Genomic DNA, 13242 nt, shown 5'->3' with positions numbered 1-13242 from the left:
CAAGAGACTCGAAGACGTTAACAAGGAATGAGGTTTAGGGTTTGGCATTTGAGCCGTTTATAGACGTGGACAAAACTCGTCGCTTAAACTTCAACACTCCCTGACAGAATCGATCTATAACTAGTTGTTCGGCATCGTTTGGAGCAGCCCTATGCTGACATATCTTCTGGCACTAATCGTTGGGTTGAGCAGCTTTGGTCTCTACATGGCAGCGTTCTTTTTCCCAGAGGTGCATCGTAAGAACGATTTCATCTGGAGTGGACTGGGGTTGTTTTATGCGCTGGTGCTGTGGGTTTGTGCCGGACGCATTACAGGCGGGGTGTTGCTAGGACAGACGGCAAGCGTCACGCTCCTGGGTTGGCTGGGCTGGCAGACGCTAACTTTGAGACGGCAGGTTGCTCCTGTAGATCAACAAACGGCTGTGCCAACGGCGGCAGAATGGCAAGCTATGCTGTCGAACGCATGGGCTGCATTGTCTCGTTCTCGATCGATCGCGCCGCTTGCCCAGCCGATCGGTAAACAGTTCGCCAAACTCTCTGCCTGGGTGGAAGCGTTAGTGACAACAACGACAAAACCGACAGAGGCTCCGTCACCCAAAGCTGAGTCACAATCGTATGTCCCGCTGACACCTGCGGATTTTGCGAATGCGAGTCAGGACGCTATACAGTCGCCGAAAACGATCGCCACTGATGCGGCTTCAGCGCCCAGTGTTAGCAAGAACCAGTCAGGGGAGAGTCCGTTGACAGCGATCGCTAAGCAAGTTCAGGGTGCTATCAAAGGGCTGACTGCAAAACCTGAGAGCAAGCCCGTTTATGTAAGGAAACAGTTTCGCAAGCCAGATGTGGAGACAACCCCAACCGTTGACGTTGCGTCAGTTAATGCGGGTAGCGATCGCACGACCGAACCAGCGACTCCAACCTCAGACGTTGTGGATGCTGAAGCGAAAGAATTCTCAACACCTCCACCACAGACTGTAGAGGCTGAAGTGTTACCTGACCCAAAATCGACTGAGTGAGCGGTGAGCGGTCAGCAATGAACGCAAATGGAATCAGAGTCATGAGGCAAAGAGCGTTTGCTGGCAGGAGCTTTGAGCAACGATACGACCCTGTTTGATGACGGTACGCTGGGTTGGTGCGGCACCGATCGCCTCCGTTACAGAGGTTGCATTCAAAAGCACTAGATCGGCAGCGTTGCCGGGAGCGATGTGGTGGTTGGGGAGTCCGATCGCCCGTGCCGCATCGGTTGTCGCCATTGCCAAACAGTGCTCATGGCTCTCAGCGGTGTTGAGTTGCAGCACTTGAGCCAGAAGAGTACACATTTTCAGCAGATCGCCATCACCAAACGGCGTAAACAAGTTCTGCACATTGTTGGTTGCTACGCCTGTGGTTACCCCGAAGGCTGCCAGCGTATGGGCAGGCGCAACGCCCCGTCGGACGTTATGCGTATCACGGCGAGCCATCATATACAAGTCTGTAGCCGGGAGTGCCAGAACCGAAATGCCTGCTGCGGCTGTGGCAGTGGCGATCGCCGCCAACTCAACCGGATCTAGCCCTGCCAACTTCGTCATGTGTCCTAGACAGACTCGTCCTTGCCAGCCCCGTTTCAGCGTTTCCGCAATGACAACGGGTAGAAGTAAGGGGGCATCATCATCGAGAAAATCCAGGTGAAAGTCTACGTCACGGTCAAATTCCTGGGCGATGTCAAACACAATGCGAATATTTTGCTCTGGATCAGGATCCACGTAGGGTGCAGAACCAATGACATCACCGCCTAACGCCATTGCCTGACGCAATAACGCTTTGGTACCGGGTTGGTTGGTAATGCCCTCTTGCGCGAAGACTGCAAGCTGAAGGGTTAGTCCCCAAGCATACTCGTCGCGTAGTGGCAACAGCGCTTTGATGCCCGTCAGTTGGATCATAGGATCAACTTCAACATGCGATCGCATCGCCGTCGTACCAAAGGCGATCGCCTGCTCAAGCACCCGTCGCGCTCTAGTTTGAATATCGGCAATAGTGAACGATCGCTTGGCATTGGCGGTTTCTTGCAGCGCTTCGGTAAAGGTGCCCGTTTCCCACTGCACGCGATCGAGCAAAAAGGCTTTGTCGAGATGAATATGTGCGTCAACTAAACCAGGGATGACGAGCGATCCCTGTGCGTCGAGTGTTGTGATTGCTGTACCAAGGAGCGATGGTGCGATGTCGATGATGGTGCCATTGGCGATCGCGATGTCCCATTGGTGCGATCGTCCGGGCAACCGAGCTTGCGTAATTTTTAGATCCATCTGCGCTGCTCCAGTCTTGCTCTTACACTTAGCTTAGTGTTGTTGGCTGCAAGAAGGCTGTATGACCGTGGAACTGGCATCGACGCATTCATCTCCTTTTATCACCGTGCTCAATCAGGCTGCGATCGCGTTTCAAGCTAAAACGAACGCTCGTCCAACTGCTGTAACCGTCGTTGAGGCGCTGCTGCAAGCAGAAAAAACAGCCAAGCGAGAACACCTCATCTACCCATTCGAGGCGTTGTTAGGTGATTGGCAACTTTGCTTTGCAACGGGTACACGCAAAGTACGGCGCGGTGGTATTGCTTTGGGCAACGGTTTTTATGTGCCAAAACTAGCAGTGGCGCAGATCTCTTTTCAGTCTGAGGTTGATGCAGACGTAGACTTGGGCAGAGGGACGATCGGCAATCAGGTTGAAGCTGGTCCAGTCCTGCTACGGTTCACGGGTCCGGCTCACTATTTGGGCAAGAAAAACCTGCTGGCGTTTGATTTCACCCAATTGCAACTCAATGTTTTAGGCAAGACCGTCTACAGCGGTACGGTACCGAGACGCAAACCAAAATCAGGAGACTTTTACAGTCGATCGGTGGCAAATCTCCCTTTCTTTGCCTTCTTTCTGGTCGCGCCAACCTTCATCGCTGCACGCGGACGTGGCGGTGGTTTAGCGCTTTGGGTGAAGATGGTCTAGTCAGTCTAACCGTACGATCAGAGCGATCAGACAAAGGCTTTTGTGAAGATTCATTGACGCGTTACGCAAACGCTGGGGGCTGTCATCAATGACAACTACACATGACTTGTAGCAAGGGTTCCAGCCCCTAGCCTGGTGTGTTGGGGCGGGCGCGATCAGGCTGATACCGCAGGGTTTTGGAGCTAATTGATGACGCGCCCTAATGCACCCTTGACCTCCAAAACAGTCTCTACAAAATTCGATGTTGCTAATCCTCATTCCTTGTCTATCATCTACCGCTGCTAACCTTAAAACTCGATCAAGAGCAGGCTCATTCTGGGTTCAATGTGGGTACCTTAGCATTGGGCTGTGTCGTAGGATGAGAGCTTCATCCCAGTGATCTCACCGATATTTTGCGTTGATAATTTTATCGATACACTGAAATTACGTCTAGCGATCGGGATGCTGGCTCCAGAGCAGGCTGAGGGCGTTGTCAAGGTCACTCTCAATGAAAGCTGAGCGCATGAAAACTGAGGACGTTCTAAAACGATATGCAGCGGGTGAGCGCACATTTGCTGGCATCAACCTGAATGAAGCCAATCTGAGCGGTGCTGATCTGAGCCACGCTGATTTCAGTGGCGGCAATTTGAGTGTGGCAAATCTCAGCGGCGCGAACTTGAGCGAAACCAACCTGAGCCGAGCCAAACTGAACGTCGCCAAACTCAGTGGCGCAAACTTGACCAACGCCAACCTGAGTGAGGCAATTCTCAATGTTGCCAACCTGACACTTGCCGACTTAACCCATGCTGAATTGAGCCAGGCATCCCTTGTAAGAGCAGAGCTTACCAGGGCAGACCTGAGCAGCGCCAACCTGAGCAACGCTAATTTGAGCGGTGCTGACCTCAAAGATGCCAAACTCCGTAACGCCAACCTCACCAATGCCAATCTCAGTCGCGCCGATCTCAAATGGATTGTGTTAACGGGGGCTAATTTAACCGGAGCGAATCTCCACGGCACCGACTTGAGCAGTGCCGATTGTAGCGGTGCCGATCTCAGCAGCACGGAGTTACGGCAGTCGAATTTAAGCCGCACCAATCTGCGTGGGGTGAACTTGAGTGGCGCAAACCTACGGTGGGCAGACCTGAGCGGTGCTGACTTGAGTGGTGCAGACCTGAGCGGTGCCAAACTGAGTGGTGCCACAATGACGGGCGCAAACTTGAGCAACGCTAATCTAATTGGCACCACGCTCGTACACGTTGATCTCACACGGGCAAACCTGATTGGTGCCGATTGGGTAGGGGCTGATCTGAGTGGAGCAACGCTTACAGGGGCAAAGCTCTATGACGTACCGCGCTTTGGTGTGAAAACCGATGGCATGATCTGTGAGTGGGTCGATCTCAGCCCGATCGGTGACCAGAGCCAGATTTACCGTTTCTCTAGCGAGGACACGTTTTTTTACGCTGCACCACCCACCGTGCGCCTCATCATCGACGATCGCTTTAATCAGGATGCACATTACGCATTGGCGGTTACGTATCGCCAGATGGCACAGCACTATCACCTGACGGTCAATCCACCCAACATTCAGGTGGGTCGTCGCCGCACCACGCTAACGTTTGAGTTAAACCACGATCGTCAGCTTTTTTTGATGTGCTGTGTCGCCCTTTTTCCCTTTAAAGATGCGCCTGAGGTGCAACAGCGAACGATCACCCTTGTGAAACTACTGCTGTCAGCAGAACTAGAAAGTCGGTTTGGTACGCTGGAATGGTTTCAACCGTTCCAAACAACGCTCACACAAACGCTCACGCAGATCAACGAATTTAAGCTCTCAGACGCTTCACTGACGGCTCTCAGCAAGATTCCCTTCTTTCAGGCTCCGACTAAAACAAGCTTGATTAACTCCAGCAATCAAAGCCTGCCCCTTTACAGCCACCCGCTGTTTGGCAAGCGCATGATGGCACTCGATCCAACTGGGGCATCGATCGCGCCTCAGTCACATTCTACGTATCATCTGCCCCCGTTAGTTGGGCTGGTTAGCTTCATTCAAGGCTTTCATGGAGGGTAGGGAGTGGGGTGTGGGGTGTGGGGAGCACGGGGAGCACGGGGAGTGGGGTGTGGGAGCACGGGGAGCACGGGGAGCACGGGAGGCAGGGGAAGTAGTTTTAAGTTGATTCTGAAGCTGACCGCTGAAAGCTGACCGCTGAAAGCTCTCTTAACTCAAAACTCAAAACGTTCCAGCGTTGAGACGATCGCACAAACCGTGAGCCACAGCAAGACGCTCCAGCGGGTGAGTTGGAGGGCGCGATCGATGACATCGGCTGTGATCGGCTGCACGGCATCGCCCAAGAGGGGCTTGGGTTTGGCAATGCCTCGATAATAATTAACACCACCGACCTGCACATCTAACGCGGTGGCATAAGCACACTCGCTCCAGCCGGAGTTGGGGCTGGGATCTTGAGGCGCATCCCGCCGACAAAGCCGCCAAACGTGGAGCGGTCTGCGGGACAAGAGGGCGATCGTCAACACCGTCAAACGGCAGGGCATCCAGGTCAAAACATCCTCTGTTTTGGCGCTAAACCAGCCCAAATCGGTGTAGGGTGCATCTTTGTAGCCCACCATCGAATCTAGGGTGCTGGCAGCTTTGTATGCCAACGCCAGCGGGACACTGCCGATCGGCAGCATGGCTCCTACCAGGGCGTAGAACAAGGGTGCGAGTACGCCGTCTGTGGCGTTTTCTGTCACTGTCTCAAACACGGCTCGTAAGATGTCTGTTGCAGTCAAGCGGTCGGTGTCGCGTCCCACATACTGACTCAGACGCGATCGAGCGTTGACTAGATCTCCTGTTGCTAAGGGACGTAACACTTCTGTCGCGGCATCTCTGAGGCTTCTAGCAGCAAAACAGCTTGCCAGTAGAATGCTGGCTGTAGCGGTGCCGACGAGTGGATGAAGGTAGTGAGCGATCGCCACCAGCGCCCAGCCGACGAACCCACTGCCCAAGATGATACTGCTACCCAGAACAACGCCAGCGCACCGCAAGGCTAAAGGCGTTTGGCAACAATAAAATGCCCACCGTGTAACGTAGGCGATCGCCCAACCGATCCCCTGCACTGGATGCCACCAGCCTTTAGGGTCACCGATTAAATAATCCAGCGCTGCGGCAAAGATTAAAACATTAATCGAGAAAACGTAAGTAGAGACGTAAAACGTGCTAGTGAACAGGCGATCGCTGCTCCCCTTTAAACATGAGGATAATATTACAATCTATTACATCCCGTTAAGGACGGGGAACGCAATGCCGCAGAATTAACTACGAGCGGTAATTGCGTCGGGCGAGAGTGGGAGTTTTTCCCTCTAACGCACGACCAGTCACACCATCGGTTACATTCTTCTAGAGGAATCCATCCATGAGTATTGTCACGAAATCGATCGTGAATGCAGATGCTGAAGCTCGCTACCTCGGTCCTGGCGAACTCGATCGCATCAAGAGCTTCGTCACCAGTGGCGAACGGAGACTACGGATCGCTCAAACATTGACCGAATCCCGCGAACGCATCATCAAGCAAGCTGGTGATCAACTATTTCAAAAGCGTCCTGACGTTGTTTCCCCCGGTGGCAACGCTTACGGCGAAGAAATGACCGCTACCTGCCTGCGTGACCTCGACTACTACCTGCGTCTTGTGACCTACGGTGTGGTTGCGGGTGATGTGACACCGATCGAAGAAATCGGCATCGTGGGCGTTCGTGAGATGTACAACTCTCTGGGCACCCCCATTCCCGCAGTCGCTGAAGGCATTCGCGCTATGAAGACCGTTGCGGCTTCGCTTCTGTCTGGTGAAGATGCAGCAGAAGCTGGCGGCTACTTCGACTACGTTATCGGTGCGATGCAGTAAGCCAACGCGATCGTGGACAGAAAAAGCATAAACGTTGCTTATCTTTTGCCCTCTCGCCTTTGCCGTTCTGTGCTCAACTTCTCGTAAGACTACGCGATTTAAGGAATCTCAATCATGCAAGACGCTATTACCTCCGTCATTAACTCTTCGGATGTACAGGGCAAGTACCTGGACAACGCTTCCCTCGAAAAGCTGAAAGCATACTTCAGCACTGGTGAACTACGCGTTCGTGCGGCAACAACCGTCAGCGCCAACGCAGCCGTGATCGTCAAAGAAGCGGTTGCTAAGTCCTTGCTGTACTCGGATATCACCCGTCCCGGCGGCAACATGTACACCACCCGTCGCTATGCTGCTTGCATCCGCGACCTCGACTACTACCTGCGCTATGCAACCTATGCCATGCTGGCTGGCGATCCTTCCATCCTGGATGAGCGCGTGCTCAACGGTTTGAAAGAAACCTACAACTCGCTAGGCGTTCCCGTTTCGGCAACCATTCAGGCGATCCAAGCAATCAAAGAAGTGGCGGCTGGTCTGGTTGGTTCTGACGCTGGCAAAGAGTTGGGCGTTTACCTCGACTACATCTCCTCTGGCTTGAGCTAACCCTCAACGTCGATGAATGACGAGTTGTGAGCCACGAGTTAATTTGATTCAAAACTCAAAACTCAACATTCAAAACTCAATGGAAGGTTTGGGAGTCTAGGGTGAGTGCTAGCTTGTCAAAGGCTAATCGCCATGAGTGTTTAGTTTTAACGATCTAACATTGATTCTTGACTCCCAAACGTCCTCTCCAAACTTTCCTCTAGGGCTGCTTTGTAGTACGCTCACCGCATCGTAGATGAAAAGCGACTCGATCGATGCCGATCAATACTGATCTTTGTTCAGATTCAAAATTTCTTCCCTTCGCTACGCCCATATCCAGGAGAAATCATTCCTATGCGCTTCTTTAAAATTACTGCTTGTGTTCCCAGCCAGACCCGTATCCGTACACAGCGGGAACTGCAAAACACCTACTTTACGAAATTAGTACCCTACGACAACTGGTTTCGTGAACAGCAACGCATTCAAAAGCAGGGCGGCACCATTATTAAAGTGGAATTGGCAACGGGCAAGCCTGGAGCAAATACAGGACTGGCGTAACGTGTTGCACAAATAACAATGCCGATCCCCGACTTCTTTGTTCAGTCTTGATGTGACTAGCTGAACTTGATGCAGAAGCCGGGGATCTGGCAGCGAGCGCATTAGATCCCCGACTTCTGAACCAGGTTGAGCCAATGACAGCAAGGTTCAACAAAGAAGCCGGGGATCTTGTGTTTACCCGTTTTAGCTTCCCTTTAAGCGATCGATCAAATGATCACCCACCCGTAGCGCATTGGCAATAATGGTCAGCGCGGGACTTACACCAGCATTGGAGGGGAAGAAGCTGCCATCGACGACATAGAGATTGTCGAGTTCGTGGGTGCGGCAGTTGAGGTCAAGCACTGAAGTAGCCGGATCGGTGCCAAACCGACAGGTGCCGCACTGGTTTGCGACGACTTGCAAAGGCACTTCGCCCTGAGGATGCAGTCCACTACGCTGAAGGACAGACTGTTTGACGGTTTTTTCGATCGTCTTCAGCACTTCTGTCCAGCGATAGACAAGCCGCGCATGGGTCTCTGTATTATTGGCAGTGTAGTCTACACAGAGCTTGTCACCATTCAAGCGCACCCGGTTATTTGGGTCAGGCAAATCTTCGGTCTGTACCCACCAGCCGATCGATCGTGTCGCTAATTGTTGTAGCCCGAAGTTGGGCATCACTTTAGCAAATACAGAAAGAATGGGCGGCGATTCGGCAAAGATCACGTCTTGCAGCAGCCCACCTGTGTTTTGAATGTGACCCATCGGGTACGGAAACTCTTTTTCGCCCCAGTAAAAATCGTTGACGCTGACGCTGCGTTGAAACTTACCAGAGTTTGGGGCGCTGAGTTGCACGACGGAGGTAATCTGATGTTTCATCAGGTTGCGTCCTACCTGGTCGGAACGGTTGGCAAGTCCGTTAGGATGCATCTCGTTGACCGATCGCAACAACAGTGCTGCCGAATTAATCGCCCCACAGGACACCACGACCAGATCACCCAAAAACAGGTGCGGTTTGCCATTCACATCTGCCTGGACAGCCTTTACTACCTTGCCAGACTCATTGGTGTGCAGGTACATTGCCTTCGTATTGGTCTTGAGCGTCACATTCGGAAATTTCAGCGCTGGTACAATCCCGCTTACCTCAGAGTCATTGGTGGGATCGTCGTCTTGCAGCGTGAGACCGAGTGGAATCGCAGTGGGATGCAAGCCTTGTTGAGCGATCGCCTCGACAACGTCTTGAATTTGCGGCTCATGAGCAACAGCCGGATAAGGATAGTCTGCACTGTGCGGCGGTTCAGTTGGGTCATCAGCAGATCCATGCACCTTGTAAAGCTGTTCTGCTTCTGTGTAATACGGTTCAAAGTCCTGATACTTCAAACCCCATTCTGGCGACAGACCGTCTTGATGCTCAACCGCCTCAAAATCTCGTTCACGTCGTCGTAGCAGTGCCGAACCATAGATTTTTGTATTGCCGCCGATCGCGTAATTGGTCTGTGGTGAAAAGGGTTCACCTGCGATGTCGTACCACTGCTCCGGTGCATGGTAGCGCTCCTTACGAAACACATCCACGTTGCTACGGTTCTGCTCCTCCAAAGCCATGAAGCCGCCTCGCTCCAGGATGAGAATTTTCTTTCCCGTCGGTGCCAGCTTGTATGCCAGCGTCCCTCCGCCCGCACCCGTACCAATGATGATGATGTCGTAATATTGATCGTCGATGATCATTGGTAGATCCTCACTGCCACAGGTAAATTAGGCTGAACAAAATAATCCAAATCACGTCAACGAAGTGCCAGAACAGAGATGTTGATGCAAAACCATAGTGATTTTCAGGTGTGGCGTGTTTGGGCGTGAAAGAGCGAATGAATACGCCTAATTGTAAAAGAATGCCGACGAGAACGTGCAAACCGTGGAAGCCCGTGAGCAGATAGAAGGTGCCGCCAAACAAGCCAGTGGTGAGTCCAAAGTTGAGACCGTTCCACTCGATCGCCTGACCCACCAAAAAATAAGTGCCCATTGCCGCTGTAGCAAATAAGAACAAGCGAAAAAGGTTCAGCTTGTTTCGTTCTAGCGCCAGTTCTCCAAAGTAAATGACAAAGCTACTGGAAACGAGAACCGCCGTGTTGATCGCAGGATTGAAAATTTCTAGCCCATCTACGTTGGGGGGAAGCCAGTCTGCTGTAGTCAACTTGAGGGCAATGTAGCCACCAAAAAAGCCTAGAAAGACCATACTTTCCGACAGCAGAAATACGATGAACCCGAACATACGATTATCGGCGTGTTCGCCAGGTATGCCCTCCTTTTCGGGTGCAGACTGCAAGTGTTCGGGAGTGACTGAGGTATCCATAATGGGGAGTGGGGAGTGGGGAAAGAAGTTTTGAGTTAAATCTCCGCGCCTCTGCGTCTCTGCGGTGTTCCACCTTCTGCCTTCTAACAACTAAAAACCATCAACTAAAAACTTCCCTATTGCGTTGCCGCCACTTCTTCAGGCGATTCCGTAGCGGTCAGGGGTTCGTTCATGCCGTAGCCGTAGGGACCTGAGACAACGATCGGAATCGCTTCAAAATTCTCTTCGGGTGGTGGGGAAGGGACGAGCCATTCTAGCCCGATCGCGCGCCAGGGGTTATCCGGTGCCTTCTTGCCTTGCACCCAGGAGCCGACGATATTCAAAATAAAGGGCAGGGTAGACATTCCCAACAGGAAGCCGCCCAAACTGGCAAGTACGTTCCAGAAGGCGTATTGGTCATCGTAGGACGAAACGCGGCGGAGCATTCCCTGTAAGCCTAAAGGATGCATGGGCAAGAAGCAAAGGTTGGTGCCGATGAACGCCAGCCAGAAGTGGAGTTTGCCCAAACCTTCGTAATACATGCGCCCAGTCATTTTGGGAAACCAGTGGTAGATAGCGGCGAACATGCCCATCGCGATCGTGCCGTAGACGATGTAGTGGAAATGCCCGACGACAAAGTAGGTGTTGTTCACATGAATGTCGATCGGCACGGAACCCAGCATCACGCCTGTAATCCCTGCAAACAGAAACATAATCACGCCACCCAGCGCAAACAGCATGGGAGTATCGAGCCGCAGTTTGCCGCGCCAGACGGTCGCTGTCCAGGCAAAGATTTTTACGCCTGTGGGCACTGCTACGCACATGGTCGTGAACATGAAGATCATCCGCATCCAGCCGGGAGTACCGCTGGCATACATGTGATGCACCCAGACCAGAATGCTGAGTCCTGAAATGGCGATCGATGAAATGGCAACGACTCGATAGCCAAACAGCGGCTTGCGAGAGTAGACGGGCAGAATTTCGGAGAACACGCCAAAGATCGGCAGCGCCATCACGTATACAGCGGGATGGGAATAGAACCAGAAAAAGTGCTGATACAGCAGCGGATTGCCGCCTTTATCAGAATTAAAAAACGCTGTGCCAAAGGTCAAGTCAAACAAGAGCATGACGGCTCCAGCGGTCAACACGGGCAAGCCTGCAAGCTGCAATAGCTGAGCGCTCAACACCGTCCATACAAAGACAGGCATCCGAAAGTAGGTCATACCCGGTGCCCGCATCCGCACGATCGTGGTGACAAAGTTGACTGCGCCCATGATGGACGAGACCCCAGAGACAGCAACCGCTAAAATCCACAAGAACTGTCCATTGATTACCTCTCTTCCCGGATTTTGGATACTTACAGGCGGGTACGACCACCAACCTGCCTGAGCCGTGCCATTGGGCAGCAAAAAGCTACTCAGCAGCAAGAGACCGAACACAGGCACCATCCAAAACGCCACGGCATTCAATGTGGGGAATGCCATATCCCGTGCGCCAATCATCAACGGCACGAGGTAATTTGCCAGCCCTACCAGCGTGGGGAAGATCCACAGGAAGATCATGATCGAGCCGTGCATGGTGAAGATGCCGTTGTAGAGGGCGCGAGCGACTACATCCGACTTAGGCGTAATCAACTCCGCTCGAATAATCATGGCAAGCAGCCCGCCAATGAGAAAGAACACAAACGACGTGACGAGATACTGAATCCCAATGACTTTGTGATCGCGGCTAAAGGAGAAGTAGCGCCGCCATTCAGGAGGTTCGCTTTGAGGTTTTGCCTCGCTGCCGTTGCCCAGGTTTTCGACTGCAATGTTGGTCATGCGAGAAAGTTGTTGGTTGTTAGTTTTTAGTTGTTAGAAGGTAGAAGGGGAAACACCGCAGAGACGCGGAGGTTTAACTCAAAAACTCCTGCCCACTCCCCACTCCCTACTCCCCACTCCCTTTTTCCATATCTTTCTCAATCCCTTTTTTATCGGGTACTTCCTCGTCAATGCCCTGCGGGGTTGGTTGGTTGACCATCGGGGGCTTTGCAGGGGGAACGGATGCCCAACCGACTTCGACGGGTTTGTTGGGTTCGCCGCGATAGTATTCGGAATACGCTTGATTAAAGGCTGGGGTTAGTTTTGTAGCGGCGGCTCGTTTGAGCCAATCCTTGTATGTGTCGGGTGATTCGACGAGGACATCTGCCTGCATGGCGGCAAAGTAGGTGCCACTGAACTGGGAGTCTTCGAGCCGATACTTGCCTGCCAGAATGGGCGTGAATTCCAGGTCGATCGTCCGTTTGGGTAAAATATCTTGCTTCAGGCGAAAAGCAGGGACGTAGAAGCCGTGTAGTACATCTTCGGAATAGAGTGCGAGGCGGATGCGACGATCGACCGGGACGTGCAACTCCGTACTGGTAACGTTCTGATTGGGATAGTGGAATGTCCACGCCCACTGCTTTGCATTGACTTCGATTTCTTCGATCGGCTGTCCTTCCGCATCCAGCGTCGCGGCATAGGCAGGCTCCATGCCCATATGATGCAAATGCACGACATCCATCGGTCCGCGAATATTCATCTGGTTATACACATTGAAACTGCTGGTGACAATCCAGATCACCAACAAAATGGGGATCACTGTCCATACCACCTCTAGCTTGACATTGCCCTCGATCGGGGGACCGTCACTGATATCAAAACGGCTCACCTGGCTGGTTAGAATCGCCAGCATCAACACGCCGAACACACCGAGAAAGACGATCGTGCCCAATGTCACCAGGAAGCTGAACAGGTCATCAATCAGCAGCGATTCGGCAGTAGCCTGCGGAGGTAGCCAACTGTACGACTGCTGCCCCATCCACAAGCTCACCAGGAGCACAAACCCCGCATACCCAACCCACGGCAAATAACGCAATAGTCTCATCGCAAGCGGCTCCTGTTGACCCAGTTTTGGTATGACCAACATTCAATCTGGTCGTCTTTCAGTC

Annotated in this window: 12 protein-coding genes; 6 read left to right on the top strand and 6 right to left on the bottom strand. The window is 52.6% G+C overall.

What is annotated here, in order from left to right:
- Window positions 1-151 precede the first annotated feature (151 nt).
- Window positions 152-1015: a Ycf66 family protein gene (locus tag AC5JO6_RS09685; protein WP_496080855.1), complete on the top strand. Its 864-nt coding sequence runs from the start codon at window positions 152-154 to the stop codon at window positions 1013-1015.
- A gap of 39 nt (window positions 1016-1054) precedes the next feature.
- Here the strand turns inward: AC5JO6_RS09685 and AC5JO6_RS09680 are convergent, their stop codons facing one another.
- The gene (locus AC5JO6_RS09680; RefSeq protein WP_496080854.1) at window positions 1055-2281 is read right to left on the bottom strand and encodes an amidohydrolase family protein; all 1227 of its coding nucleotides are present in this window, start codon (window positions 2279-2281) and stop codon (window positions 1055-1057) included.
- A 61-nt stretch (window positions 2282-2342) separates the two neighbouring features.
- On the opposite strand from AC5JO6_RS09680, the gene AC5JO6_RS09675 reads away from it, so the two are divergent.
- Together AC5JO6_RS09675 and AC5JO6_RS09670 are read left to right on the top strand one after the other, a co-directional pair.
- On the top strand, window positions 2343-2966 hold the full coding sequence (locus tag AC5JO6_RS09675; protein WP_496080853.1) for a hypothetical protein: 624 nt from the start codon (window positions 2343-2345) through the stop codon (window positions 2964-2966).
- Window positions 2967-3468: 502 nt separating this feature from the next.
- Window positions 3469-5010 carry a pentapeptide repeat-containing protein gene (locus AC5JO6_RS09670; protein ID WP_496080902.1) on the top strand — a complete coding sequence of 514 codons (1542 nt, stop codon included), beginning with the start codon at window positions 3469-3471 and terminating at the stop codon, window positions 5008-5010.
- Window positions 5011-5162: 152 nt separating this feature from the next.
- On the opposite strand, the gene cbiB is transcribed toward AC5JO6_RS09670, so the two are convergent.
- Window positions 5163-6122, bottom strand: a complete 960-nt coding sequence (gene cbiB / locus AC5JO6_RS09665) for an adenosylcobinamide-phosphate synthase CbiB (RefSeq protein ID WP_496080901.1) — start codon at window positions 6120-6122, stop codon at window positions 5163-5165.
- 227 nt (window positions 6123-6349) lie between these two features.
- Between cbiB and apcA the strand changes: the two genes are divergently transcribed.
- From apcA to AC5JO6_RS09650, 3 genes are all read left to right on the top strand, one after another.
- A complete protein-coding gene (apcA, locus tag AC5JO6_RS09660; RefSeq protein WP_496080852.1) occupies window positions 6350-6835 on the top strand; it encodes an allophycocyanin subunit alpha in 486 nt (161 codons plus the stop codon).
- 114 nt (window positions 6836-6949) lie between these two features.
- Entirely contained in the window at window positions 6950-7435 is a 486-nt protein-coding gene (gene apcB / locus AC5JO6_RS09655; RefSeq protein ID WP_496080851.1) for an allophycocyanin subunit beta, read from the top strand.
- 333 nt (window positions 7436-7768) lie between these two features.
- Complete coding sequence (locus AC5JO6_RS09650; RefSeq protein WP_496069183.1) at window positions 7769-7972, top strand: rod-capping linker protein CpcD domain-containing protein; 204 nt, start codon at window positions 7769-7771, stop codon at window positions 7970-7972.
- A 183-nt stretch (window positions 7973-8155) separates the two neighbouring features.
- Here the strand turns inward: AC5JO6_RS09650 and AC5JO6_RS09645 are convergent, their stop codons facing one another.
- The 4 genes from AC5JO6_RS09645 to AC5JO6_RS09630 form a co-directional block, all read right to left on the bottom strand.
- Window positions 8156-9673 (bottom strand): GMC oxidoreductase, encoded by a 1518-nt coding sequence (locus AC5JO6_RS09645; protein WP_496080850.1) that lies wholly within the window; start codon window positions 9671-9673, stop codon window positions 8156-8158.
- Between the two features lie 10 nt (window positions 9674-9683).
- The gene (locus tag AC5JO6_RS09640; protein ID WP_496080849.1) at window positions 9684-10295 is read right to left on the bottom strand and encodes a cytochrome c oxidase subunit 3; all 612 of its coding nucleotides are present in this window, start codon (window positions 10293-10295) and stop codon (window positions 9684-9686) included.
- A gap of 116 nt (window positions 10296-10411) precedes the next feature.
- Window positions 10412-12094: a cytochrome c oxidase subunit I gene (gene ctaD, locus AC5JO6_RS09635; protein ID WP_496080848.1), complete on the bottom strand. Its 1683-nt coding sequence runs from the start codon at window positions 12092-12094 to the stop codon at window positions 10412-10414.
- Between the two features lie 106 nt (window positions 12095-12200).
- The gene (locus AC5JO6_RS09630) at window positions 12201-13178 is read right to left on the bottom strand and encodes a cytochrome c oxidase subunit II (protein WP_496080847.1); all 978 of its coding nucleotides are present in this window, start codon (window positions 13176-13178) and stop codon (window positions 12201-12203) included.
- Between the last annotated feature and the right edge of the window lie 64 nt (window positions 13179-13242).

The sequence above is a fragment of the Tildeniella sp. genome, from assembly GCF_059505325.1.
Note: the sequence above shows the minus strand (reverse complement) of the source record. Positions and strands in the feature narration are given on the sequence as shown.